Annotated in this window: 22 protein-coding genes and 1 tRNA gene; 14 read left to right on the plus strand and 9 right to left on the minus strand. The window is 74.8% G+C overall.

Annotated features, from left to right (window positions below):
• Positions 1 to 161: 161 nt before the first annotated feature.
• Positions 162 to 1,199 (minus strand): LacI family DNA-binding transcriptional regulator, encoded by a 1,038-nt coding sequence (locus VE546_RS14830; RefSeq protein ID WP_324922410.1) that lies wholly within the window; start codon positions 1,197 to 1,199, stop codon positions 162 to 164.
• 340 nt (positions 1,200 to 1,539) lie between these two features.
• Here VE546_RS14830 and VE546_RS14835 point away from each other — a divergent pair, with 340 nt between their 5' ends.
• The 4 genes from VE546_RS14835 to VE546_RS14850 all read left to right on the plus strand — a co-directional run bounded on the left by VE546_RS14835 (position 1,540) and on the right by VE546_RS14850 (position 6,324).
• On the plus strand, positions 1,540 to 2,826 hold the full coding sequence (locus tag VE546_RS14835; RefSeq protein WP_324922467.1) for an extracellular solute-binding protein: 1,287 nt from the start codon (positions 1,540 to 1,542) through the stop codon (positions 2,824 to 2,826).
• Between the two features lie 43 nt (positions 2,827 to 2,869).
• Complete coding sequence (locus VE546_RS14840; protein WP_324922469.1) at positions 2,870 to 3,874, plus strand: sugar ABC transporter permease; 1,005 nt, start codon at positions 2,870 to 2,872, stop codon at positions 3,872 to 3,874.
• On the plus strand, positions 3,871 to 4,800 hold the full coding sequence (locus tag VE546_RS14845) for a carbohydrate ABC transporter permease (RefSeq protein ID WP_324922412.1): 930 nt from the start codon (positions 3,871 to 3,873) through the stop codon (positions 4,798 to 4,800). Before VE546_RS14840 ends, VE546_RS14845 begins: the two co-directional genes overlap by 4 nt.
• 93 nt (positions 4,801 to 4,893) lie before the next feature.
• On the plus strand, positions 4,894 to 6,324 hold the full coding sequence (locus VE546_RS14850) for a GH1 family beta-glucosidase (protein ID WP_324922414.1): 1,431 nt from the start codon (positions 4,894 to 4,896) through the stop codon (positions 6,322 to 6,324).
• Between the two features lie 141 nt (positions 6,325 to 6,465).
• On the opposite strand, the gene VE546_RS14855 is transcribed toward VE546_RS14850, so the two are convergent.
• The 3 genes from VE546_RS14855 to VE546_RS14865 all read right to left on the minus strand — a co-directional run bounded on the left by VE546_RS14855 (position 6,466) and on the right by VE546_RS14865 (position 9,093).
• Complete coding sequence (locus VE546_RS14855) at positions 6,466 to 6,735, minus strand: hypothetical protein (protein WP_324922416.1); 270 nt, start codon at positions 6,733 to 6,735, stop codon at positions 6,466 to 6,468.
• Positions 6,736 to 6,878: 143 nt separating this feature from the next.
• On the minus strand, positions 6,879 to 8,270 hold the full coding sequence (locus tag VE546_RS14860) for a HAMP domain-containing sensor histidine kinase (RefSeq protein WP_324922418.1): 1,392 nt from the start codon (positions 8,268 to 8,270) through the stop codon (positions 6,879 to 6,881).
• Between the two features lie 85 nt (positions 8,271 to 8,355).
• Positions 8,356 to 9,093, minus strand: a complete 738-nt coding sequence (locus tag VE546_RS14865; RefSeq protein WP_324922420.1) for a response regulator transcription factor — start codon at positions 9,091 to 9,093, stop codon at positions 8,356 to 8,358.
• A gap of 97 nt (positions 9,094 to 9,190) precedes the next feature.
• Between VE546_RS14865 and VE546_RS14870 the strand changes: the two genes are divergently transcribed.
• On the plus strand, positions 9,191 to 9,784 hold the full coding sequence (locus tag VE546_RS14870) for a hypothetical protein (RefSeq protein ID WP_324922421.1): 594 nt from the start codon (positions 9,191 to 9,193) through the stop codon (positions 9,782 to 9,784).
• Between the two features lie 38 nt (positions 9,785 to 9,822).
• On the opposite strand, the gene VE546_RS14875 is transcribed toward VE546_RS14870, so the two are convergent.
• Both VE546_RS14875 and VE546_RS14880 read right to left on the minus strand, forming a co-directional pair.
• Positions 9,823 to 10,701, minus strand: coding sequence for a fused MFS/spermidine synthase (locus tag VE546_RS14875; protein WP_324922423.1), 879 nt, complete (start codon positions 10,699 to 10,701; stop codon positions 9,823 to 9,825).
• A gap of 68 nt (positions 10,702 to 10,769) precedes the next feature.
• Positions 10,770 to 11,219: a hypothetical protein gene (locus VE546_RS14880; protein WP_324922425.1), complete on the minus strand. Its 450-nt coding sequence runs from the start codon at positions 11,217 to 11,219 to the stop codon at positions 10,770 to 10,772.
• A 172-nt stretch (positions 11,220 to 11,391) separates the two neighbouring features.
• Here VE546_RS14880 and VE546_RS14885 point away from each other — a divergent pair, with 172 nt between their 5' ends.
• Positions 11,392 to 12,885, plus strand: coding sequence for a hypothetical protein (locus VE546_RS14885; protein WP_324922426.1), 1,494 nt, complete (start codon positions 11,392 to 11,394; stop codon positions 12,883 to 12,885).
• A gap of 53 nt (positions 12,886 to 12,938) precedes the next feature.
• Here VE546_RS14885 and VE546_RS14890 read toward each other — a convergent pair whose 3' ends face one another.
• Positions 12,939 to 13,535: a histidine phosphatase family protein gene (locus tag VE546_RS14890; protein WP_324922428.1), complete on the minus strand. Its 597-nt coding sequence runs from the start codon at positions 13,533 to 13,535 to the stop codon at positions 12,939 to 12,941.
• Between the two features lie 370 nt (positions 13,536 to 13,905).
• Between VE546_RS14890 and VE546_RS14895 the strand changes: the two genes are divergently transcribed.
• The 7 genes from VE546_RS14895 to VE546_RS14925 all read left to right on the plus strand — a co-directional run bounded on the left by VE546_RS14895 (position 13,906) and on the right by VE546_RS14925 (position 20,128).
• Complete coding sequence (locus VE546_RS14895; protein ID WP_414720488.1) at positions 13,906 to 14,754, plus strand: phosphatase PAP2 family protein; 849 nt, start codon at positions 13,906 to 13,908, stop codon at positions 14,752 to 14,754.
• A complete protein-coding gene (locus tag VE546_RS14900; RefSeq protein ID WP_324922429.1) occupies positions 14,669 to 15,844 on the plus strand; it encodes a hypothetical protein in 1,176 nt (391 codons plus the stop codon). The genes VE546_RS14895 and VE546_RS14900 overlap by 86 nt, the downstream gene beginning before the upstream one ends.
• The gene (locus tag VE546_RS14905) at positions 15,844 to 17,379 is read left to right on the plus strand and encodes a hypothetical protein (protein ID WP_324922431.1); all 1,536 of its coding nucleotides are present in this window, start codon (positions 15,844 to 15,846) and stop codon (positions 17,377 to 17,379) included. The genes VE546_RS14900 and VE546_RS14905 overlap by 1 nt, the downstream gene beginning before the upstream one ends.
• 8 nt (positions 17,380 to 17,387) lie before the next feature.
• Positions 17,388 to 18,755: an AAA domain-containing protein gene (locus VE546_RS14910; RefSeq protein ID WP_324922473.1), complete on the plus strand. Its 1,368-nt coding sequence runs from the start codon at positions 17,388 to 17,390 to the stop codon at positions 18,753 to 18,755.
• Positions 18,756 to 18,867: 112 nt separating this feature from the next.
• On the plus strand, positions 18,868 to 19,227 hold the full coding sequence (locus tag VE546_RS14915) for a hypothetical protein (RefSeq protein WP_324922433.1): 360 nt from the start codon (positions 18,868 to 18,870) through the stop codon (positions 19,225 to 19,227).
• Positions 19,228 to 19,398: 171 nt separating this feature from the next.
• Entirely contained in the window at positions 19,399 to 20,064 is a 666-nt protein-coding gene (locus tag VE546_RS14920) for a bifunctional DNA primase/polymerase (protein WP_324922435.1), read from the plus strand.
• Positions 20,055 to 20,128 (plus strand) — tRNA-Lys (locus tag VE546_RS14925). Before VE546_RS14920 ends, VE546_RS14925 begins: the two co-directional genes overlap by 10 nt.
• A 136-nt stretch (positions 20,129 to 20,264) precedes the next feature.
• On the opposite strand, the gene VE546_RS14930 is transcribed toward VE546_RS14925, so the two are convergent.
• Positions 20,265 to 21,575 (minus strand): M6 family metalloprotease domain-containing protein, encoded by a 1,311-nt coding sequence (locus VE546_RS14930; protein ID WP_324922437.1) that lies wholly within the window; start codon positions 21,573 to 21,575, stop codon positions 20,265 to 20,267.
• Between the two features lie 372 nt (positions 21,576 to 21,947).
• On the opposite strand from VE546_RS14930, the gene VE546_RS14935 reads away from it, so the two are divergent.
• Positions 21,948 to 23,744 carry a putative bifunctional diguanylate cyclase/phosphodiesterase gene (locus VE546_RS14935; RefSeq protein ID WP_324922438.1) on the plus strand — a complete coding sequence of 599 codons (1,797 nt, stop codon included), beginning with the start codon at positions 21,948 to 21,950 and terminating at the stop codon, positions 23,742 to 23,744.
• Here the strand turns inward: VE546_RS14935 and VE546_RS14940 are convergent.
• A complete protein-coding gene (locus tag VE546_RS14940; RefSeq protein ID WP_324922439.1) occupies positions 23,714 to 24,886 on the minus strand; it encodes an LLM class flavin-dependent oxidoreductase in 1,173 nt (390 codons plus the stop codon). The genes VE546_RS14935 and VE546_RS14940 overlap by 31 nt on opposite strands.
• Positions 24,887 to 25,197 lie beyond the last annotated feature (311 nt).

Here is a 25,197-nt window from a genome sequence, read left to right on the forward strand (position 1 = left end):
GGGCCCTCGACCGGTAAGTTCCACCGGGGCCGCCGAATCCACCGAAGCCGCCGCAAGGGAAGGAGGCCGCGCCCATGGAGCCGCGACAGCCGCAGCAGCCACACGGGCCGCACAGGGCGCGTGAGCCACACGCGTCATGCCCGCCGCGGCGGTTACGGCGGCTACGACGAGGCGCGGCGGACCAGTTCGGTCGGCAGCACCCGGCTCGACCGCTCGTCCCGCCCCTCCTTGCGCCCCGCGATCTCCTCCAGCAGCACCCGGACCATGGCGCGGCCCATCTCCTCGATCGGCTGCCGCACGCTGGTCAGCGGCGGGTCCATGTGGCGGGCGACGGCCGAGTCGTCGAAGCCGACCAGGGCCACGTCCTCGGGGACCCGGCGGCCCGTCTCGCGCAGCACGGCCCGGGCGCCCGCGGCCATCACGTCGGAGGCGCAGAAGAGGGCGTCCAGGTCGGGGCGGCGGGACAGCAGCTCGCGGGTGGCGCGGCGCCCGCCCTCCTCGGTGAAGTCGCCCGTGGCGACCAGCCGTTCGTCCTCCTCCAGGCCCGCGGCCCGCAGCGCGTCGCGGTACCCCTGGAGGCGGCACTGGGCGACGTACATGTCCGGCGGCCCGGTGACGGTGGCCACCGCCCGCCGCCCGCGGCCGATCAGGTGCTCGACGGCGGCCTGCGCGCCGCCGGTGTTGTCGCAGTCCACGTAGGGCACGGGCTCCTCGCCGCTGCGGCGGCCGCTGAGGACCGCGGGCATCTCGATCTCCTCCAGCAGGTCCGGCAGCGGGTCGTCGGCGTGCACCGACACCAGCAGCACGCCGTCCACGCGGTGGGCGGTGACGTACTGGGCGAAGCGCTCGCGCTCCTTGGGGGTGCGGATCAGCGTCAGCAGGAGCTGCATGTCGGTGTCGGCGAGCTCGGCGCTGACCCCGCGGATGATGCCGGAGAAGTACGGCTCGGCGAACAGCCTGGTCTCGGCCTCGGGGATCACCAGCGCGATCGCGTCGGTACTGCCCGCGGCCAGGGCCCGGGCCGCCCGGTTGGGCACGTAGCCCAGCTCGGCGATCGCCCGCTGGACGGCGGTGCGGGTCTGGTCGCTGACGTTGGCGGCGCCGTTGATCACCCGGGAGACGGTGCCGCGGCCCACCCCCGCGTAGGCGGCGACCTGCTCCAGGGTGGGCCGCCGGCCCCGCCGTCCGCTCACTGTCATGACCGCCTCCCCGGGTCGTACCTGCTCAAGCGCACAGTACCGATCGGTCCTGCGCATAAGTATCGATCAGCCACCGAAGCTAACAGCCGGATAACTGCATCGGGTCAGTGTGTCCATTCCCTTGACACCCCCGCCAGGGAGCCGCGACCCTTCAACTCATCACGCCTGGGAGCGCTCCCAAAGGACCTGACCCATACAGAACCCGCACGTTCCCACCCGAGCCGCAGCAACGGTCGACACCGCGGCCCCCCACACCTTCCCTCGGCCGGGAGTGAAACGTTCAGGGCGCTAGGAGGACGCAGTGCGCAAGACCCGCACCACCCGCCGAGCCGTGGCCCTCATGGCCGCCGCGGCGATCGGCACGAGCCTGCTCGCCGGGTGCGCGAGCGACGAGGACACGGGAAGCGGCACCGGCGGCAGCGGTGACAGCGACGGCAAGACCGTCATCACCGTCGGCCTCTTCGGGACGTTCGGCTTCAAGGAGGCCGGTCTCTACGAGGAGTACGAGAGACTCAACCCGAAGGTCAAGATCCAGCAGACCGTCATCGAGCGCAACGAGAACTACTACCCGCAGCTTCTCACCCGCCTCGCCAGCAACAGCGGTCTCGCCGACATCCAGGGCATCGAGGTCGGCAACATCGCCGAGGTGACCGCCACCCAGGCCGACAAGTTCGCGGACCTGTCCAAGGCGGGCGGCGTCTCCAAGAGCGACTACTTCGACTGGAAGTGGAACCAGGCCACCACCAAGGACGGCAAGACCATCGGCCTGGGCACCGACATCGGTCCGATGGCCATCTGCTACCGCAAGGACCACTTCCAGGCCGCCGGCCTGCCCACCGACCGCGAGGAGGTCGGCAAGCTCTGGGCGGGCGACTGGCAGAAGTACCTGGACACCGGCAAGCGGTTCATGCAGAACGCCCCCGAGGGCGTGGCCTGGGTCGACTCCGCCGGCGGCCTGTTCAACGCGGCCATCTCCTCCAGCGCCACCCGCTACTACGACGAGCAGGGGGAGGTGATCTACAAGTCCAACCCGGAGGTCAAGAAGGCCTGGGACATCGCCGCCAAGGCCGCCTCCGAGGGGATGACCGACAAGAAGGAGCAGTTCACGCCGCCGTGGGACAAGGCGATCAACAACGGCACCTTCGCCACCATCTCCTGCCCCGCCTGGATGCTCGGCTACATCCAGGACAAGGGCGGCGCCAAGGGCAAGAACAAGTGGGACGTGGCGCCCGCGCCCAAGCCCGGCAACTGGGGCGGCTCCTTCCTCGGCGTGCCCGAGGCGGGCAAGAACAAGGAGGAGGCGATCAAGCTCGCCGCCTGGCTGACCGCGCCCACCCAGCAGGCCAAGCTCTTCGCCAAGCGCGGCAGCTTCCCCAGCGCCCCGAAGTCGTACGAGACCCCCGAGGTCGCCGACGCCAAGCACGAGTACTTCGAGAACGCCCCCATCGGCAAGATCTTCGCCGACGCCGCCGAGGGGATTCCCACCCAGGTGATCGGCCCGAAGGACCAGATCATCCAGGAGAACATCACGCGCAGCGGCCTCCTCCAGGTCGAGCAGAAGGGTCTGTCCCCCGACAAGGCGTGGGCCGCGGCCACCAAGACCGTCGACAACGCCCTGGACGAGTGATCATCACGTGACCACCACCGGTTCGCCGGTGTCCGCGCCCCCCGTGAAGCAGGGGGGCGCGGGCCCGCGCCACAGGACCGCTCCACCCTCCCGCGAGGACCGGCGGCGCGAACGCCGCAGCCGCTGGTACCAGCGCGACGTGAAGTGGAGCCCGTACGGCTTCATCGCCCCGTTCTTCGTCTTCTTCGGCGCCTTCGGACTCTTCCCGCTGCTCTACACGGGCTGGTCCTCCCTGCACAAGGTGTCGCTGACGGCCCCCACCGAGATGGAGTGGGCCGGGCTGCACAACTACACCCGGCTGCTCGAGGACGACTTCTTCTGGAACGCCCTGCGCAACACCTTCACCATCGGGGTGATCTCCACCGTCCCGCAGCTGCTGATGGCGCTCGGCCTGGCCCACCTGCTGAACTACAAGCTGCGCGGCTCGATGTTCTTCCGCGTGACGATGCTCGCCCCGTACGCCACCTCGGTGGCCGCGGCGACCCTGGTCTTCGTCATGATCTTCGGCCGCGACTACGGCATGATCAACTGGGCCCTGGGGACCGTCGGCATCGACCCCGTCGACTGGCAGAACGACACCTGGGCCTCGCAGGTCGCCATCTCCTCGATCGTGATCTGGCGCTGGACCGGCTACAACACCCTCATCTACCTGGCCGCCATGCAGGCGGTGCCCAAGGACCTGTACGAGTCGGCGGCGCTGGACGGCGCCTCGCGCTGGCAGCAGTTCGTCCACGTCACGGTCCCCGCCCTGCGGCCGACGATCCTGTTCACGATCGTGGTCTCCACCATCGGCGCGATGCAGCTCTTCGGCGAGCCCCTGCTGTTCAACCCGGGCGGCGGCGCCAACGGAGGCGCGGACCACCAGTACCAGACCCTGGGCCTGTACCTGTACGAGCAGGGCTGGGTGAACCTGCACCTGGGCCGGGCCTCGGCCATCGCCTGGATGATGTTCCTGATCCTGCTGCTGATCGCGCTGGCCAACTGGCTGATCGCGCGCGCCATGCGGAAGAGCGAGCTGGGCCGGAAGCCCGCGAGGAGGCGCTCATGAGTATGACGAAGTCCCACCGTGCGGCGCCCGACCGCACGGCGCCCGGCGGTACGGCGCCCGGCCAGGCCGGACCGGGCCGCCGCCGGGGGAAGGCCCGCAGCGCCGGCGGACAGCTCCACGGCGGCAAGCTGACGTACGCGGTGCTGATCGTCGTCACCGTGGTCGCCCTGTTCCCGCTGTTCTGGACGGCCGTCGCCGCCTCCCGCAACAACACCCGGCTCGCCGAGTCGCCGCCGCCGTTCTGGTTCGGCGGCAACCTCTTCAAGAACCTGGAGATCGCCTGGAGCGACGCCAACATGGGTCTGGCGCTGCTCAACACCACGATCGTCGCCGGCTCGATCGCGGTGGGCACCGTGCTGTTCGGCACGATCGCCGGGTTCGCCTTCGCCAAGCTGCGGTTCCGCTTCCGCAACGTCCTGCTGATGCTGACGATCGGCACCATGATGGTGCCGCCGCAGCTCAGCGTGGTGCCGATGTTCATGGCGATCGCCGAACTGGAGTGGACCAACCAGCTCCAGGCCGTCATCCTGCCGACCTTCGTCAGCGCCTTCGGCGTGTTCTTCATGCGGCAGTACCTGGTGGAGGCGCTGCCCACGGAGCTGATCGAGGCCGCGCGGGTGGACGGCGCGCACAGCCTGCGCGTGGTGTGGCACGTGGTCTTCCCCGCCGCCCGGCCCGCGATGGCCGTGCTCGGCATGCTGACCTTCGTGATGGCCTGGAACGACTTCTTCTGGCCGATCATCGCGCTGACCCAGCAGAACCCGACCGTCCAGGTCGCCCTGACCGGCCTGGGCCGGGGCTACATCCCCGACCAGTCGGTGATCATGGCCGGCGCCCTGCTCGGCACCCTCCCCCTGCTGCTGATCCTCACCGTCTTCGGCAAGCAGATCGTCGGCGGCATCATGCAGGGAGCCGTCAAGGGCTGACCGGCCGTCCCGCCCGTTTTCCGACCCTCACGCCATCGTTTTCCGACCCCCACGCCATCCCTTCCGTACGACCTTTGATGGGAGCGCTCCCATATGAGCCAGTCCGCATTCCCCGCCAACTTCCTCTTCGGCTCCGCCACCTCGGCCTACCAGATCGAGGGCGCCGCCGACGAGGACGGCCGCACACCGTCGATCTGGGACACCTTCTGCCGCACGCCCGGGAAGGTGCTCGGAGGCGACACCGGCGACGTCGCCGTGGACCACTACCACCGCTGGCGCGACGACGTCCAGCTCATGGCCGACCTCAACCTGAACGCCTACCGCTTCTCCATCTCCTGGTCCCGGGTCCAGCCCACCGGCCGCGGCCCCGCCGTCCAGCGCGGGCTGGACTTCTACCGCTCGCTCGTCGACGCCCTGCTGGAGAAGGGCATCACCCCGTGGATCACCCTCTACCACTGGGACCTCCCGCAGGAGCTGGAGGACGCCGGCGGCTGGCCGGAGCGCGCCACCGCCGAGCGGTTCGCGGAGTACGCGTCGCTGGTCGCCGACGCGCTCGGCGACCGCGTGGAGCGCTGGACCACCCTCAACGAGCCCTGGTGCGCCGCCTTCCTCGGCTACGGCTCGGGCGTGCACGCCCCCGGCCGCACCGACCACGCCGCCGCCCTGCGCGCCGCCCACCACCTCAACCTCGCCCACGGCCTGGGCACCCAGGCGCTGCGCGCCACCCTCCCGGGCCGCGCCCAGGTCGGCATCAGCATCAACCCGGCCGCGGTGCGCGCCCTCACCGACGAGCCCGACGACCTCGACGCCCGGCGCCGCATCGACGCCCTGGCCAACCGCGTCTTCGACGGCCCCCTGCTGCGCGGCGCGTACGACGAGGACCTGATCCAGGACACCGCGCGCGTCACCGACTGGAGCTTCGTCCGGGACGGGGACCTGGCCGACATCCACCAGCCGCTGGACGCGCTGGGCATCAACTACTACACGCCCACCCTGGTGTCGGCCTCCGCCGACCGGAAGCTGCCGCGCCGGGACGGCCACGGCGGCGGCGCCCAGTCCCCCTGGCCCGCCGCCGAGGACATCGCCTTCCACCAGACCCCGGGCGAGACCACCGACATGGGCTGGACGATCGACCCGACCGGCCTGCACGAGCTGCTGATGCGCTACCACCGCGAGACCGGCGGCGTCCCGCTCTACATCACCGAGAACGGCATGGCCTGCGACGACAAGCCGTCCCCCGACGGCACCGTCCACGACCCCGACCGCATCGCCTACCTGCACAGCCACCTGAGCACCGTGCAGCGGGCGATCGCCGACGGCGCCGACGTGCGGGGCTACTTCCTGTGGTCCCTGCTGGACAACTTCGAGTGGGCCTACGGCTACAGCAAGCGGTTCGGCACGGTGTACGTGGACTTCGAGTCCCTGGCCCGCATCCCCAAGTCCAGCGCCCTGTGGTACGCCGAGGTGGCCCGGACCGGTGAACTGCGGGAGCCCGACGCGGTGCGGGAGCCGGTGGCCGACTGACGGAGGCGGCCCGGGGCACGGCCCGAGGACCCCGAGGACACGGCCCGAGGGGGAACAGCCCTGGGCGGGGCGCAGCGGGTGTGGGGGGTGGAGACCGCTGCGCCCCGCCTGTCGTGGGGGGTGGCTGGTCCGCGACGGGGCCTAGGGGGCCCCTTCCCCGTGGTGGGGGGTGGAGGTCGGCAGGAGTGCCCGGTGGGCGGGCCCGGCCGGGCCGCCCTCCGCGCCGTCGTACGACAGCCGGTGGTGGGCCCCGGTCGCGCCGGTCGTGGGGTCCGGCGCGCACCGCGGCCCGGCCGTCACCGTGCCGGCCAGGACGAGTCCGCCGACCGCGACGAGGGCCGCCACGGTCGCATCGGCGATCGGCCGCCGCCGTCCGCCCGGACGGCACCGCTGTACGGCGATGCTGCTCATCCGCTCCTGCCTCGATCCGCTGGGGAACGTGGACAAGGAGCACGCTAGCGGGGCCGGTTCCGGCGAAACTCCCAATCCGGACGGACGGCCCGGAACTTATGCCTCCCTTAAGGCGGACCTACGGAACCGCTGAGGATCCGCCACTATCGGCGTGCGCGCCGTCGCATCCTGTGTCCGCGGCGGCGGTCCGCGCCGTCCGCCGGGCCCCCGTCCAGGGCCAGCCAGATGCGGACCTCCGTCCCGCCGAGCACCGAGCGGCCGATCCGCACGTCGCCGCCGGTGGACTCCGCCACCCGCCGCACGATGTCCAGGCCCAGCCCCGTCGAGCCCGGCCCGCCGTCGCCGTGGCCGCGGCGCAGCGCCGCGTCGGGGTCCTCGATGCCCGGCCCGGCGTCGGAGACCAGCACGATCACCGAGTTGCTGGCGGGCCCGCCGTAGTGCACGTCCACGGCGAAGGCCGTGCCCTCGGGGGTGTGCCGGAAGACGTTGCCGAGCAGCGCGTCCAGGGCGGCGGCGAGTTCGGCGCGGGCCACGGGCACGCGGACGGGCTGCCCGACACCGGCCAGCCGCACCTCGCGGCCCTCGTCCTCGGCGAGCGCGGACCAGAAGGCCATCCGTTCCCGGATCACCTCGGAGGCGTCGCAGACGGCGCCGGCGCCCGGCGTTCCCGGGGGCTGGGTCCGCTGCTCGCGCGCGGTGCGGATGATGTGGTCCACCTCGCGCTCCAGTTGCGCGACGGCCTCGCGCGTCTGCTCGGCGGCGTCGCCGTCGCCGAGCGAGGCGGTGTTGAGCCGCAGCACGGTCAGGGGCGTGCGCAGCCGGTGGGAGAGGTCGGCGGCCAGCTCCCGCTCGTTGGCCAGCAGTTGGGCCACCTGGTCGGCCATGGAGTTGAACGCGGCGGCGGCCCACCGCAGTTCGGCGGGCCCCTCCTCGGGGACCCGTACGGCCAGCCGCCCCGCGCCCAGCTCCTTGGCGGCCTTGGCCAGCCGCTCCGCGGCGCCCACCATGCGGGTGCCGAGCCGGTCGGCGATGACGACGGAGGCGACGACGAGCGCCAGCCCGGTCCCGGCGAGGACCAGCCAGGCGGTGGCCACGCCGTTGGTGACCTCCTCCTCGGGCACGAACACCTCCACCACGGCCGTCCTGGTGGTGACGATCGGCTGGAGCAGCGCGAACCCGCCCTCGACCGGGACGACGGTGGCCCCCCGCAGCGGGGTGACGGCCTTCAGGTCCGCCGCGGACACCCGCCGCCTGCCGACCGCGGCGACGCCGCTCTCCCGGCCGTCCCGCCCGTCGGGCGCGTACACCGCGATCCGTCCGTCCAGGCCCGTCGGCGTGCTGGCCAGGGCGCGCTGGAGCTGGTCGCGGTCGCCGGTGATGGCCAGCGCGGGCAGGACGGTGGCGGCCAGCCGCTCGGCGTTGGAGAAGGCCCGGTCGCGGGCCATCTCCTTGACCACGAGCGCGAGCGGCACGGCGAAGGCGACCACCACCATCGCGGTCACGGCGATGCACACCTTGACCAGCGCCCACCTCATCCGCCCCTCCCCTCAACGGTGCCGACGGTGCCGCCCTCCCGTCCGCGGTGTCCACGGCGTTCGCGGCGTTCGCGGTGTCCGCGTCTCACGGCCGCGGGAAGTGTCCCGCGGACTCCTGCGCCAGGTCCTGCGGGGGCTCCAGTTTGACGCCCACGCCGCGCAGTGTGTGCAGGTAGCGGGGGTTGGCCGCCGTCTCGCCGAGCTTCCGGCGCAGCCAGGACAGGTGGACGTCGATGGTCTGGTCGTCGCCGTAGCTCTGCTGCCAGACCTCGGCCAGCAGCTCCCTGCGCGGCACGACGACGCCGGGACGCCGGGCGAGGAAGGCCAGCAGGTCGAACTCACGGCGGGTCAGGTCCAGCGTCCGCCCGTCCAGCCGGGCCTGGCGCCGCAGCGGGTCGATGGCGAGCCCGCCGACGCGGATCACCCGGTCCTCCCCCGCGCCCGCGCCGCCGCCCGGTCCGCCGCGCGCCCGGCGCAGCACGGCGGCCATCCGGGCGGACAGGTGCTCCACGGAGAACGGTTTCACCAGGTAGTCGTCGGCGCCGTCGTTGAGCAGCCGGACGATCTCCGCCTCGTCGTCCCGGGCCGTGGCGACGATCACCGGGACCTGGGTGATCCCGCGCAGCATCTTCAGCGCCTCGGACCCGTCCAGGTCGGGCAGGCCGAGGTCGAGGATCACCACGTCGAACCCGTGGTGGGCGACCTCCCGCAGCGCCTCCAGGGCGGTGCCCACACTCCGTACGGTGTGGGAGGCCTCCGTGAGGTGCCGGATGAGGGCCGAGCGTACGAACTGGTCGTCCTCGACGACGAGAACACGTGCCATGGGCGGCACGTTACGGCATGCGCGGACACGTCAAGGAGGTGCCGGCGGAAGCAACAGGAACCGCGGGCGGGCGGGAGGAACGGTTAGGGTGCGCGGGATGCGACGAGGACTGGTTCATGCGGGAGCCTGGGCACTGGCCACCGGAGCGGCCGTGATGCTGTCCTGGTACGGGGTGCACACCGTGGTGTCGGGCACCGCCTACGACCCGCCGCGCGCGCTGCCGATCGCCGGGGGCCTGGCGTCGCCGTCCGCGGCGCGCTCCGGCGCCGAGCCGGAGGCGGCCTCCACCCACCGGCCCAGGCCGTCCCCGACCTCCGGCACCCCCGGGTCCTCCCTCCCCTCCGCCTCCTCGAAGTCCCCGAAGTCCCAGGGGCCCCCGGACGGCACCGGGACGCCCGGCTCCGGCCGCGAGACGGGCGGCGGTTCCGGCGGCGGTTCCGCCAAGGGCCCCTACGATCCGTCCGGGAACGTGGAGAGCCACAACCTCCGCGGCGGCCGGGTCGCCTTCGACCTGGGCCCGGCCTCGGCGACGCTGGTGTCCGCCACGCCCAACGCGGGGTGGGAGATGCAGGTCTGGCGGGCGGCCCAGTGGATACGGGTGACCTTCACCCGGGGCGACGAGGCGTCCTCCGTCTTCTGCACGTGGCACGACGGCCCGCCCAGGGTGACGGTCGACGAGCACGCCGGCTGAGCGGGACGCCGGAACCGGAACCGGGGCCCGGGCCGGGGTCAGCGCCGCCGGAAGACCCCGGCGGGCGGGGCCGGCGAGGGGATCGCGGTGGCGTCCGTGACGGGGGCGGCGCCACCGGTGAAGTCGGCCAGCGCCCGGCCGTGTTCGACCCGCCCGGGGTGCGGGTCGCCGGCCGCGCGCCGGGTGAGTTCGGCGACCGGCAGCTTCCGGTCGCTCGCGGCCAGGACGGCGTTGCCGAAGCGCCGCCCGCGCAGCACGGCGGGGTCGGCGACCAGGCACAGCTCGGGGAACACCCGGGCGGCGGTGGCCACTTGCGCGCGCAGGTGGGCGAGCGGCGGGCCGTCGGCGAGGTTGGCGGCGTAGAGCCCGCCGGGACGCAGCGCGCGGCGCACCTCGGCGAGGAACTCGGTGCTGGTCAGATGGGCGGGGGTGCGGGCGCCGGTGAAGACGTCGGCGACGACCACGTCGGCCCAGCCCTCGGGGACCTTCGCCAGCCCGGCGCGCGCGTCGGCGCCGCGCACCCGTATCCGCCAGCCGCTCTCCAGCGGCAGCGCGCGGCGGACGAGCGCCACCAGTGCGGTGTCCGCCTCGACGACCTGCTGGGTGGAGCGCGGCCGGGTGGCGGCGACGTAGCGGGCGAGGGTGAGCGCGCCGCCGCCGAGGTGCACCACCCGCAGCGGCCGGCCGGGCGGGGCCGCCAGGTCGATCAGGTGGCCGATCCTGCGCTGGTACTCGAAGTCCAGGTGCGCGGGGTCGTCGAGGTCCACGTGGGACTGCGGGGCGCCGTCGAGCAGCAGCGTCCAGGCGCGCGGCCGGTCCGGGTCCGGCAGGAGCTGGGCCAGTCCGCCGTCGACCGGTTCGCTCACCGGCTCCCTGGCCCGCCTGCCGCCCCCGTCCCGTCGTCCGTTCCTCGCCATGCCGCCAGTATCGCCCCCGCGGTCCGCGGGGGCCCGGGGGGACGGACCCGCCGCCCGCGGCCCGGGGCTCAGGGGCGTTTCCGGGGGTGCCCCTCGGCGGCGGCGATCGTACGGGCCGCCTCGCCCAGGGCGGCGCGCAGCCGCGCCGGCTCGGTGACCTCGGCGCACGCGCTCTCCGGCGGGACCAGCCACCCGGCGCCCGCGACCGGCGGGCCGGCGGGCCGGCCGCCTTGCCGGCGGGTCCGGGTGCAGGCGCTGCCCGGCAGGTCCCAGCCGTCCGCGGTGCCGGGCGGCACCAGGAAGCCGAGGGTGTCGCCCGCGGCGTCGTGCAGCACCGGGCCGACGCTGTGGCGCAGGCGCAGGATGTCCACGGCCTCCAGACCCTGCCGCGCGGGCACGGTCACCACGTCGTACGGCAGGTCGTACGGCACCTCCGCCGGCTCCGCACCGCCGTCGGGAGCGGAGCGGCGCCGGGCGGTCGATGGACGGCTTCCGGTCCCGTAACCGGTGTCCAGCAAGGGAAACCCCTCCTCCGCGGTCGCTACGCACAGTCCAACGAATCGTTGTGTCAACCGCTACGGCGCAATGCAGCCGCAAAGGATGGCAGTTCATGGCAGATCGCGTGTGGGATATCCCGTTTGTCGGCAAAAAACTCCGTATCGACCCCGTGGTAGCCGGTACCGTCCGCCCATGGCGTCGTCACCGTCACCTTCAGCGTCAGCGGGGCCGGGTCGTCAGCCCAACCTGGCCTTCCGGCGGTTGCGCGGGCGGCTCTCGCCCGGGGAGTTCGCGGCGGCCGTCCGCAGGGCGGCCCGCGAGATCGGCGAGAACGTCTCCTGTGACGCCCGGTACGTCGGCCGGGTGGAGGCCGGGGAGATCCGGTGTCCCAACTACGCCTACGAGCGGGTGTTCCTGCACATGTTCCCGGGGTACTCGCTCACGGACCTGGGTTTCGAGCCCCGCCAGGCGGTCCGCGGGCGCACTGCGCGCGGACGGGGGGCGTACGGAGGTGAGGGCACGCTGCGGGAAGCCCATATGCGCCCCGCTCCCCTCCGTACCGACACCCGAACCCCGACCGACGAGGAGAGCGACGTGCTGCGTCGCGCGTTCATGACCGGCGGCCCGGCCGCCGTGGCGGCAGTGTCCCTGAGCTCGGCCCTGCCCCTGTCCCTGATCCCGGCCTCCCTGCTCCCGGCGCTCCCGGCCCCCCTCGCCCCGCCCCCGGGCACCGCCCCGGGCGTCCGGCACGTCTCCGGACGGGTCGGGGAGAGCGAGGTGTCGGCCGTCGAGCAGACCGTGCGTCACATCCGGCTGCTCGACGACCGGCACGGCGCCGACGTCCTCTACCGGCGGGCCGGTGAGGCGCTGCGGACCGCCTACGACCTGCTGGACGCGGGCGCGCGCCGACAACCCGTCAGCGACCGGCTGCACAACGGGGCCGGGGAACTGGCCATCTCGGTGGGCTGGCTCGCCCACGACTCGGGCCGCTTCGCCGAGGCCCGCCCGCACTACGCCGAGGCCTTGGCCACCGCCCGGGTCACCGGGGACCCCGCGCTGGAGGCGCACGCCTTCTGCAACACCTCCTTCCTGGCGCGCGACGCCGGACGCCCCCGGGAGGCGGTGCGGGCCGCGCAGGCCGGGCAGCAGGCCGCCGCGCCCCTGGGCTCGGCGCGGCTGCTGTCGCTGCTGGCGCTGCGCGAGGCGGGCGGCTGGGCCGGTCTCGCGGACCGCGCCGCCTGCGAGGAGTCGCTCGGCCGCGCGCGGACGCTGTTCGCGCACGGCCCCTCGGACACCGATCCGGAGTGGATGACCTTCTACGGCGAGGCCGAGCTGTACGGACTGGAGGCGCAGTGCTGGGCGGCGCTGGGCGACTGGGAGCGCGCCGCACGCCACGCCCGGCGCGCGGTGGCGATGCAGGAACCGCACTTCGTGCGGAACACCGCTTTGTTCACGGCCGAGTTGGCGGACGACCTCGCCGGGCAGGGCGAGGTCGAGGAGGCCGCCGAGACCGCGAGCCGGGCGCTGGACCTGCTCGGGCAGGTGCGGTCCTCCCGCATCCGCGCGATGCTGGACGGCACCGCGCGGCGGCTGCGCCCCCACCGGAGCGCACCGGCCGTCGCCGGCTTCCTGGACCGCCACGCCGCGGCGGCCCCGCGCACCCGCTCCGGCGGACCACCCGCCTGACGCCCGGCCGGCCGCGGTCCGGCACGCGCCCGGTGCCGGGCCGGACGGCCCGCTCAGTCCAGGTGGCCCCGGTCGTTCCAGCGCTCGACCGCCGGCTCCCCGTACGCCCAGCCCAGGACCGACAGGGCGCCCGCGTCGAGTCTCAGGTGCGCCGCGAAGGACGGCTCCAGGCCCAGCCAGCGCGCGCCCAGCACCCTGAGCAGGTGGCCGTGCGCGAACAGCAGGACGTCCCGGTCCGCCGACCGCGCCCAGGCGATCACCTCGTCGGCGCGGGCGGCGACCTGGGCCAGGCTCTCGCCGTCCACCACGCCGTCGCGCCAGACGGTCCACTCCGTCCCCGTCCGCTCCCGGATGCCGGGCGTGGTCAGCCCCTCGTACGCGCCGTAGTCCCACTCCACCAGCGCCTCCCACTCGGCGGCCCGGTCGCCGAAGCCCGCCAGTTCGCAGGTCTCCCTGGCCCGGACGAGCGGGCTGGTGCGGACCTCGGCCTCCGGCAGCCCGTTCCAGGGCGCCCGGCGCAGCCGCTCGCCCAGCGCTCTCGCCATCCGGCGCCCTTCGTCGAGCAGGGGGACGTCGGTGCGGCCGGTGTGCCGTCCGGACCGGGACCAGGCGGTCTGGCCGTGCCGGACCAGCAGGATGCGCGCTGCCATGTCGGGCCTTTCGGAGGAGTTCACGGGGCTCGCGGGGAGCCGGACCGTCGTGCTCCGGCCATCATCGCGCGCGGGGACCGCCGGCCGCCGGGCAGCCCCCGCCGGTTCCGCGGCGGCTCACCGCTCGCGCCCGTACCGTACGGATGTCCGGTTCCCGGGCGGCCGACCACGAGAGGCGGGGGATGCCCGGATGACCCGGGACCGGTCTCGGTGATGGGCCGAACCGCCCCTGCTCGTCACGGTCTGCGCCGCCTACGCCGCCGGCCGGCCGCTCGCGCGCGGCGACGTCCCGGCGGCCGTCGACCACGGGCCGGCGATCCCGCGCTTCGAGGAGCGGCTGGGTCCGGCCGCCGAGCGGCCCCTCAACCGGCTGCTCACCGACCACGCGCGGCTCGGCGTGCCCGCGGACTTCGCCTACGCCTCGCTGCACCACCTGGTGACCCCCGCGGTCCTGGTCCGGGTGTTCCGCCGCCGCACCGCGCACTGCCGGGCGGCGCGCACCTGGCTGCTGGTCTCCGTCCTCATCGGGCCGGCCGGCTTCACGCTCGCGCCGACCTGTCCGCCGCTACTGTCGGCCGCCGGACACGGCTTCACCGACACCATGGCGCAGTACGGCCACTACGGGTGGTGGGGCGGCGAGGCCGGCGCGGCGCGCGGCCCGGGCGGGCTGACCGACCAGTACGCCGCGATGCCGAGCCTCCACGTCGGCTGGGCGCTGTGGTGCGGGGTGGTGCCGTGGCAACTGGGCGGGCGCGGTCCGTGGGGGCGCGCGGCGGCCGTCGCCCATCCGCTGCTGACCACGCCGGTGGTGCCGGGCACCGCCAACCACTGCCTGCTGGACGCGGTGGCGGGCGCGGCGGCGCTGGGAGCGGGGCTGCTGCCGACCCGCCCGGCGCTGCGGTGCGCGGGCCGGGCGGCCGGGTGGCCGCGCCGGTGCGCGCCGGCGCACGCGAGGGCGGGCGGGCCGGGTACGAGCGGACCGGAGGCGGGCGGGCCGGGGACCGGCGCGGTTCCGGTGGTCGCGGACCTCCCCGGGCCGCGGACCGCCCTCCCGCGGCACCCGGCGCGGCCGCCCGGCCGGGGCGGCCCCGGCGGGGAGGCCGCGCCCTCCGCGGGAGACCTCAACTCCCCGGATGTCACCACCGGATGCCACACTTCCCCGGGTGAGCGACATCCCCGACAGCCAACCGACGACAGCCCTGCGCCGACGGCTCGCTGAGCTGCGCGGCGCCGATGTGGCGCCACGGCCGCTCGACGCCCGGGCGCTCGCCGCGCTGGCCGCCAACCCCGGCTGCCGCCGCCGCGCGCTGCTGGACGGCGCCGGAGTGGACAAGGGCGCGCTGGCCAAGTCGCTGGGCGCCCCCGCCGCCTTCGGCCAGTCGCAGTTCGCGTTCGTCCGCGGCCACGCCTTCGAGGCGCGGGTGAAGGGGGACGGCGGGGCCGAGCTGCTGCGGCTGGTGCACGCGCGCGTCGGCGGAGCGGGCGTACCGGCCCCCGAGCCCGGCGAGGCGGCCGTGCCCGACCTCTCGGCGCCCGGCCCGGCCGGACGCGCCGAACGCACCCGGCTCGCCCTGGAGCGGGCCACGGCCGAGGGCCGCTGGACGCTGCTGGACCACCCGATGGTGGTGCTGGAGGTGGCCGGGTCACCGGCCTACCTGGAGCCCGACGCGGTGGTGGTCCACCCCGACGGGCGCCGGACGGTGGTGGAGATCAAGTCCTTCCCGATCCTGGACGGCTCCGCCGATCCGGCCAAGGTCGGCGCCGCGGCCCGGCAGGCGGCCGTCTACGCCCTGGCCCTCCAGGCGCTCGGCGGCCGGGTGGACGAGCGGGCGCTGCTGGTCTGCCCCAAGGACTTCTCCAACCTGCCCACCGCGGAGGCCGTCGACCTGCGCAGGCAACTGGCCACCACCAGGCGGCAGCTCGCCCGGCTGACCCGGCTGGAGGAGATCGCCGCCGCGCTGCCCGAGGGCGTCACCTTCGACCCCGCCCGCCCGGCCGGTGAGCTGGCCGAGGCGGTCCGGGCGCTCCCGGCGGCCTACGCGCCGCAGTGCCTGTCCACCTGTGAGCTGGCCTTCCACTGCCGCGAACGGGCCCGGGCCGCGGGCGCCGTGGAGGTCCTGGGCCGCGAGGTGCGCGGGGAGCTGGGCGGACTGACCACGGTCGGGGCGGTCCTGGCGGCGGCCCGCGGCGACGGCTGCGGTGACGGCAGCGGTGACGGCAGCGACGACGGCGGTGACGATCCGGCCGCCGCCGCGCTGCGCCGCGCGGCCCGGCTGCGGGCCGAGGCCCTGGCGGCGGGGAGGCCCTGATGTCGCTGATCTCCGCACTGGCCCGGGTGGAGGCCGCCGCGACCGGGCGCGCACAGCCCCTGGCCACGGTCCGCCACCGCCACCTGGCCGAACGGCCCATGGTGCTGGTGCCGCTGACCACCGCCGGTGAGACCGGCGCCCCGCTGGGGGCGATGGTGGGCACCGACCGGGACGCGCCGCGCCTGCTGGTCGTGCCGCAGCCGCGCGACCGGACGCTGCGGTTCGCCTTCCTCGCCGAACTGGCCGAGACCGTCCTGCCCCATCTGGAGTCCGCGCAGGACGAGGTCGAGCTCCAGGAGCGCACCGAGACCGACCCGGAGACCGGGAAGCGGGTGAAGGTCGAGGCCGAACTGTGCGCGGACGCACCGCAGTTGATCGTGCCGAACACCGCGGGCATCGCCTACGTACGGCTGCTGGGCCGGTCGATGCGCTTCCGCCGCACCGCCGAGGAGGATCCGGACGCCCCCCATCCGGCCCCGGCCCGGCTGCCGCTGCTGGGGCGGTGGCTGACGCACTACGGCGAACGGGCGCGGGTGCCCGGCTCCTCGCTGCTGCTGGCCGTGACCGAACTGCTGGGCCGCCACTGGGCGACGGGCCAGAGCCGCCTGGAGGACCAGCACCTGGGCGCACTGCTGGCCTGGATCACCGCCGGCGAGGGCACCTCGGGCGCCGAGGCCGCGCTCCGCGCGGAGCTGGCGCGCGACCGCGACGGGCTGCTGCTCACCCCGCCCGCGGGCCCGGCCACCGACCCGGCCTTCGACAACCGGCGGCTGGCCCCCGCCATCGCGCGGTACGACGCGGGGCGGCCCGGCGCCGAGGAGGAGATCCGCGAACTGGTCGCCTCCCAGCTCAGGCCGGTCTGGGAGGCGGTGTGGCAGGGCCTGGACCTGCTGCGCTCCCTGCCGCCGGGGGCGCACGTCGCCGACCGCTGGAAGCGGGACCGCTGGTCCTACACCGCCCACCGCGACCGGCTGCGGGCCGGGGAGCCGCCGCAGCCGCGGCGCGACGACGCGGTGACGGCGGCGCGCAAGCTCGCCGCGCGGGAGACGGCGCAGGCGGAGCTGGCCGCGCAGGAGGCGCTGGACGACCCGCTGGTGATGGCGGAGCGGCGGCTGGCCGGGGAGGCGTTCGCGGGCGAGGTCGTCGAGGTGGAGATGGCGTACTCGGAGGGGAAGCGTCCGATGCCGCGCCCGCTGGTCACCGTCCGCACGGACGACCGGCCGCACCTGGAGGAGGGCACCCGGGTCCACCGGGCGCTGGAGGGCGGCAGGTCGCAGCCGGGGGTGTTCACGGACTCCCCCGCGCCGGGCCTGTTCACCGTGCGGCTGACCGGCGGCATGGGCCGGGGGAAGGTGCCCGATGCCGGTTCGGTGCCGGAGAAGGGCGAGACGGTGTGCTGGACCCTGTTCGAGCACGCGCCGCGCGGCGGACCGGACCTGCCGGACCCGGAGGAGACGCCGTGGACGCACGGCGGCCCGCCGGACCCCGACGCCGTCGACGCCCCCGACCCCGTGACCGCGGAGGACCTGCTGTGACCCGTCCCGTGACCGAAGCCGGGACCGCGCCCCAGACCGCATCCCAGGCCGCGCCCGGGGACGATCCGGCCGCGGCCGCCGCCGCGGCGACCGCGGCCATCCTGCGGGACACCCTGGCGGGCTCCGCCCGGGGCGTGGTCGTGGACTCGCCGCCCGGCGCCGGGAAGACCACGCTGGTGGTCCGCGCGGCGCGCGAGCTGGCCGCGACGGGCCGGCCGCTGATGATCGTCGCCCAGACCAACGCCCAGGTGGACGACCTGGTGGACCGGCTGGCGACCGCCGACCCGGAGCTGCCCGTGGGCCGGCTGCACAGCAGCGAGGCACAGCCGTACGACCCCGTCCTGGACCGCCACCCCTCGGTGGTGACGTCGGCGAAGGCCGCGGACCTGGCCGGGCTGGACGTGGTCGTCTCCACGGCCGCGAAGTGGGCGCACGTCAAGGGCGCCGGGCCGTGGGAGCACGCCATCGTGGACGAGGCGTACCAGATGCGCTCCGACGCGCTGCTGGCCGTCGCCGGGCTGTTCGAGCGCGCGCTGTTCGTCGGGGACCCGGGGCAGCTCGACCCGTTCAGCCAGGTCGGCTCCGAGCAGTGGGCGGGGCTGTCGTACGACCCGTCGGCCAGCGCGGTGACCACGCTGCTCGCGCACAACCCGGACCTGCCCGTGCACCGGCTACCGGTCTCCTGGCGGCTGCCGGCCTCCGCCGCGCCGCTGGTGTCGCGGGCGTTCTACCCGTACAACGGGTTCCGCAGCGGCACCGGACCCGGCGAGCGGAGGCTGGAGTTCCGGGCGCCCTCCGACGGCTCGGCCGTGGACCGGGTGCTGGACGAGGCGGCCGCTTCCGGGTGGGGACTGCTGGAGCTGCCCGCCCGCCACACCCCGCGCACCGACCCGGAGGCGGTCGCGGCGGTGGCCGCCGTCGTACGGCGGATGCTGGAGCGCGACGGCGCGGCGTTCAGCGAACGCTCGGCGGACCCGGCGCCGGTGACCGCCGACCGGATCGCGGTGGGCACCGCCCACCGCGACCAGGCGGCGGCGATCCGCGCGGAGCTGGCCGCCCTGGGCGTGACCGGGGTCACGGTGGACACGGCGAACCGGCTCCAGGGCCGGGAGTTCGACGTCACGGTGGTGCTCCACCCGCTGTCGGGCCGCCCCGACGCCACGGCCTTCCACCTGGAGACGGGCCGGCTGTGCGTCCTGGCCTCGCGCCACCGGCACGCCTGCGTCGTGGTCTGCCGCGCGGGCGTGGCCGAGCTGCTGGACGAGCACCCCTCCGCCGAGCCGGTCCAGCTCGGCGTCACCGTGAAGTTCCCGGACGGCTGGGAGGCCAACCACGCGGTCCTGGCCCACCTGGCGGACCACACCGTCCCCTGGTGAGTCCCCCGGTGGCCCGCCGCCGCGGACCCGGCCGGGCGGAAGCGCTCGATCGGCACCGGGTGGGCACACGAGGGACAATGGAACGCTGTCCACGACCCACGGAGGTAGTTTCATGCCCGAGCCGCATCCGGCTCCGGAACCGCGCGGCGAGCCGCGCCACCGGCGGCCCGCGCCGCTGCTCTTCGAACCGCCGGAGGCCACGGCGGACCCCGAGCACTTCTTCGACCTGGAGTCCATCGAGGACCCGCGCGAGCTGCTGGGCCGCGCCACCGAACTGGCGCTGGCCTTCCAGGCGGCGGCGGACCGCGCCATGGAGTTCCAGGCCGTCGCGGCGGCGCAACTGGCCGACCCCAAGCGCTTCGACCGGCTGACGGACGAGGCCATCGCCGAGCAGGCGGAGTGGACGGCCGACTACGCCCGCAAGATGATCGAGTTCGGCCGCGAGCTGATGGCGGACCGCTCCTCGGAGTGATCCGGGCGTCCCGGGCGGCCCCCGGAGGTCCGGGAGCGCCCCCGGAATGATGACCGGGGCCACGTCCCCCGGCATATGCGAAGGGCGGAGCCTACCCGATGCCGCCACGCCGTATCCGGTTTTCTCCGATTTCCAGGCGCGGTACACAGGCCGACGGTAGATGTGGACGACATGAGTGACACCGCCGCATACGTGACTCCCGCCGGAGCCGACTGGCTCGCGTCCGCCAGCGCGTTCCCGCACCGCGTCCGCGCGCTGTGGTCGGTGCGCCCCGGTGCCCCGAGCGTGCTGCCCTGCGGCACGGCCTTCGACGTGGTCAGCGCCGGCGCGCTGTTCGGGCGCCGGATGTTGGACCGGCTGTGGACCGCCGGGCCGGGCTCCGGACCGGTCGCCCTCCACGGTGGCCGGATGCTGCTGTTCGCCGAGCCCGGCACCGCCCAGCGGCTGCCCGCCCTGCTGCGCTGGCGGGAGTGGCGGGGCTCGTCCTCCGCGGTCTCCGGCGCGGGGGACGGCGGGGAGGGCCGGGGCGCCGCGTCCGGCGCGGGCCGCGGCGCCGAAACGATCCCCCCGCTGCTGTGCTACGGCCTCGGCGACGCCGTGACCGTCCCCCCGCCGGTGCCCGGCGGGGACTGCCCGCCCACCACCCGCTGGCTGGTCGCCCCGGACGTCCGCCGGCCCTGGCTGCCGGGGGCGGAGGCGCTGCTGTGGGCCTGCGTGCGGGCCGTGCGCGCCGGCGACCCGGGGGACGGGCACGCGCGCGGGGCGGGGTGTGAACCGTCGATTTCCGGTCTCTCCGACCTGGGTGCTAAGGTCTACCACGTCAGCGGGCGCCGCTAGCTCAGTTGGTTAGAGCAGCTGACTCTTAATCAGCGGGTCCGGGGTTCGAGTCCCTGGCGGCGCACAGACGGTCGAAGGCCCTCGCGGGAGCGGGGGCCTTCCGGCTGTCCGCCCCCCGTCCGCCCGCGCCGCCCCCGGCCTCCCGTCCCGCGCCCGCGGCTCCGCTCACGGCGGCTGTCCCGCGGCTTCCACTGCGGCTGTCACCGCGGCGTTCCCGGCACGCCCCGCACGGCGACCTCCACGGCCCATCCCGCGGCCGTACGGCCGCCGACCGTCACCCGGACCGTGCCGCCGTCCGCGTCCACCTCCACGCTCTCCCCCGGGCCCAGCGGCGCGTCCGCCAGCGGCGGGTAGACCGAGAGCTGGTGGCAGGCCCCGCCCTCCGGATGGCCGTCCACCACCTTCACGGGACCGTGCGCCGAGGGGACGTCGCTGCGCACCCGGTACACCAGCACCCCGCTGGTGCAGGCCGTGACGTCGTTGCCGCTCGGCTCCCGGGCCTCGATCGCCAGCACCTCGCTGCGGCCGGTGCGGACCACGACCAGCCGGGTGTCGGTCGTCCCGGGCAGGCCGCCGTCGCGGCGCGGGGCGCTGACCGCCCGCACGGCGTGCCGGGTGGTGCCGGGCTCGACGCGGCAGTCGATCCCGCGGCCGTCCAGCCAGCCCAGCTTCCACTTGTGCCAGGCGAGGGGCTCCGGGGACAGTCCGAACTGGCTGCCCATGAGGTCCCAGTCGCCGACGTGGGTGTCCCAGTCCCCGTCGTCGTCCTCGGGCTGGTGGTAGAGGTCGGGCAGGTCGAAGAGGTGCAGGGTCTCGTGGGCGAGGACGTTGCGGTCGGGCGGGTGCTTCTCGAAGACCGTCACGACGCGGCGCAGCTCGGTGCCGTCCGCGGTGATCGGCCGGTCGAGGTTGACGACCTTGGTGGCGTCGGAGTTCACCCCCGGCGCATCGGGGTCCGCCACGAGGTAGACGACGTCGTACGCGCCGAAGTCCACGTGCGGGTCCACCGCCGTGACGGCGTCGTGGAGGTAGGCGCCGCGCAGGTCCGGTGCCCAGTCGCGCGCTATCCCGTACGCCCGGGAGTCGGCCGCCATCTCGAACCAGCGCGGCACGGGGTGCGGGCGCAGCGTGAAGGTCCCGTAGGAGGCCCGCGCGAAGAAGTCGGAGGTCTCCGGGAAGTAGTCGGCGGCGAGCCGTTCGGGGGTGGTGGCGGGGCGCGCCTCCGGGAAGGACAGGAAGACCATCAGGGCGTCGAGTTCCCCGTCGGGCCGGGGATAGCCCGGGTGCCAGGTGTCCAGCCCCTCGGAGTGGTGGGTGTCGGTCCTCGGAAGGGCGCAGGAGTCGGCGCCGGCCGCGACGGCGACCGGCCCGGTCACCAGACTGGTGCCGATCAGCGCGGAGAGCGCGGTGAGCACCGCTCCGACCCGGCGGGACCGCGGGCCGAAGCAGCGGCCGTCCGGCCGGGGCACGGTCTCCCCCCGCCCCCCGTGGATCCGTCCGGCCCTGCGCATGCTCCGCACATCGTCCTCCCGCGGTGGTGTCGGGGCACGGTGCCCGGTGGGGGCACGGCACCCACTGTGTGCCTTCCGTCCCCCGCGTGCCCCGTTCCGCTAGGCCGTACGAGTGGCCCCCCACAAGATCACCGTGAGTAACATTCGGTCATCATCGATCGTCAGGAGGAAGTTGCCGCGCAGGAACGATCAGCCTCTCGAAAATGCGTCCGCGGAGTCCGCCACATGGACCCGGAACAACCTGCGCGGCACTGGCTCGGTCGCCCGATAAGCCTCTATGATCGCCACATTTCCAGGGCGGATACCCCACCGCGGCCGCCGGCCCACCGCCCGAGCCAGCTGCGTCAGACGAGTCCCCTCCGGGAGCGATCGGTGAATGGAACCCTCGACGGACCGGGCAGGAAACCGGGTGACAGTTCCGGCACGGCAGCGTCAGCCGTCACCGAGAGTAGTCACGCCGTGGAGCTCCGGCCCTCCTCCACCCCCGACGCCGTGGCGTTCCGCACCGCCTTCGAGGCCGCCCAGCTCGCGATGGCCGTGATCGACGGCGAGGGCCGCGTCCTGGCCGCCAACCACGCGCTCGGACAGTTGCTGGGCGCCCCCGCCGCGGAACTCGCCGGGACGCCGCTCACCGCCCTGGCCGGACTCGGCCTGGACGACCGCGCCCGCGACGACTGCCAGGCCGTCCTGGAGGGGCGCAGCGAACGGATGAGCTGCACGCGCCGCCTCAAACACGGGGACGGCCGCCCGGTGTGGGCCAAGGTCACCATGGTGCCCACCGAGCGGTCCGCGGGGCGGCGCGGCGCCCTGCTGTCCGTCGCCGACATCAGCGAGCGGCGCGACCTCCAGGAGCGGCTGCGCCACCTGCAGATGCACGACCCGGTCACCCGCCTGCCCAACCGGGCCCTGTTCTTCGAACGGCTGTCCACCGCGCTCGCCGAGTCCACCACCGGCCGGATCGGGCTGTGCTACCTGGACCTGGACGGCTTCAAGGCCGTCAACGACACCCTCGGCCACCGGATCGGCGACCAGCTCCTGAACGCGGTCGCCCGGCGGCTGCGCCGGTGCGCCGAGCAGGGCGGACACCTGGTGGCGCGGCTGGGCGGCGACGAGTTCGCCCTGCTCGCCGAGGCCTCCACCGGTACGCAGCCGCTGACCGAGCTGGCCGAGGAGGTGCTGGCCGCGCTCCAGCAGCCGTTCGACCTGGCCGGGCAGCGGCTGGCCGTCTCCGCGAGCATCGGGGTGGTGGAGCGGCCCGCGGCCGGGACCACCGCGACGGAGCTGATGCAGGCCGCGGACACCACGCTCTACTGGGCCAAGGCGGACGGCAAGGCCCGCTGGACCCTCTTCGACCCCGAGCGCAACGCCCACCGGATGACCCGCCAGGCGCTCTCCAGCACGCTGCGCCCGGCGCTGGAGCGCGGCGAGTTCGCGCTGGAGTACCAGCCGATCGTCTCCCTCCACGACGAGTCGCTCACCGGGGTGGAGGCGCTGGTGCGCTGGCGCCACCCGCAGCTCGGCACCCTCGGCCCGAACCAGTTCATCGGGCTGGCCGAGGAGAACGGCGCCATCGTGCCGCTGGGTCGCTGGATCCTCGCCGAGTCCTGCCGCCAGGCCCGCCGCTGGCAGCTCGAGCACCCCGACCGGCCGCCGTACGTCAGCGTGAACGTGGCCGTGCGGCAGGTGTGGGACTCCGACCTGGTGACCGACGTGGCCGCGATCCTGGAGGAGACGGGGCTGCCGTCGGGGCTGCTGCAACTGGAGCTGACCGAGTCGGCGGTGATGGGCTCGGCCGGTCGGCCGCTGAAGGCGCTCCAGGCCCTCTCCGAGATGGGGGTGCGCATCGCGATCGACGACTTCGGCACCGGCTACTCCAACCTCGCCTACCTCAGCAGGCTGCCGGTGCGCGGCCTCAAGCTGGACGGAACGTTCGTCCGCGGGTTCCGCAGCGCCCGCCCCCTCAATCCGGCGGACGAGACGATCGTCACGTCCCTGGTCCAGCTCGCCCACAACCTCGGCCTGACGGTCACCGCCGAATGCGTCGAGGGCCCGGCCCAGGCCGACCGGCTGCGCCGGATCGGCTGCGACACCGGACAGGGCTGGCACTACTCCAAGCCGGTGCCGCCGGAGCGCATCAGTCAGCTACTGGTGCGGGAGGGCAGGCCGTAGGCGTCGGCGACCAGCTCGTAGCTGCGCATCCGCGCGGCGGGGGTGTGCACCTGCGAGGTCAGCATCAGCTCGTCGGCACCGGTGCGCTTGGCCAGGGCGTCGAGGCCGTCGCGGACCTGCTCCGCCGTGCCGTGCACGATGTTGGACAGCCAGCCGTCCACGAAGTCGCGCTCCAGCTCGCCCATGGTCCTCTCGTACTCCTCGGCCTCCTCCGGCGTCGGGACCAGCCCCGGGCGTCCCGTGCGCAGCCGCAGCATCGCCAGCGCGCCGGTCATCACCTGGCGGCGCGCCTCCCTCTCCTCGTCCGCCGCCAGCGCCGAGACGCCGATCAGGGCGTACGGCTCGTCCAGCACCCGGGAGGGCCGGAACGAGGAGCGGTACAGCTCGAGGGCCGGGAGGGTGTTGGCCGCCGAGAAGTGGTGGGCGAAGGCGAAGGGCAGGCCCAGGCTCCCGGCGAGCCGCGCGCTGAAGCCGGAGGAGCCCAGCAGCCAGACCGGCGGCCGGTCCGCCGGCTGCACGCCGCCGGGCACGCTGCCCTGGACGGGGCCGGGGACGGCGTGGACGCGGGCGTAGGCGTGGCCGTCGGGGAAGTCGTCGTCCAGGAAGCGGACCAGCTCGGCGAGCTGCTGCGGGAACTGGTCGGCCACCTCGTGCGGCCGGTCGGTGCGCCGCAGTGCCGCGGCCGTCGCCCCGTCGGTCCCGGGGGCGCGGCCCAGGCCCAGGTCGATCCGGCCCGGGGCCAGCGCCTCCAGGGTGCCGAACTGCTCGGCGATCACCAGGGGGGCGTGGTTGGGCAGCATCACCCCGCCCGAGCCGAGGCGGATGGTGGTGGTGTGGGCGGCGAGGTGGGCCAGGATGACGGCGGGCGAGGAGCTGGCGACGCCGGGCATGGAGTGGTGCTCGGCCACCCACAGGCGGTGGTAGCCGCGGCGCTCGGCCAGCTTCGCGATCTCCACGGAGGTGCGCAGGGCGTCGGAGGCGGTGTGGCCGCTGCCGACGGTGGCGAGGTCGAGTACGGACAGGGGGACGGGGGCGGTGCCGCGGGCGGTGCCCCGTACCGGGTCGCCGCCGTCCGCCCGGCCGCTTCTCGTCTCGCGGTCCGTCGCGCCGTCCGTCGCACCGCCGCCGGTCACGGGCTCCATCGCGGGCTGCCTCCTCGTGCTGCGCTGATGTCCAGGAGGGGACAGCTCCCCGGCCCGGGGCGTTATTCCCGCCGCATTCCCGCCGCTCTTCCCGCCGGCCCCGCCGCCACCGGCCGCCACCGGCCGCCGAACGGCGCGTCCCGCACCTCCCCACGGGTGATGGGCGCTCGGTCAGCAGACAGTTTCACAGTGCAATCACCCCGCCGCTTCCCCGGGGTGACACGTCCGGGAAACGGCCCGCCATATCGACTCCTGTCCGTCGATTTCCCCGCCGATACCGACCCGGCGGTCATCCGTCCCAGCCGGCCTCG

The sequence above is a fragment of the Streptomyces sp. genome (genome assembly GCF_035644915.1).
Taxonomy (GTDB): Bacteria; Actinomycetota; Actinomycetes; order Streptomycetales; family Streptomycetaceae; genus Streptomyces.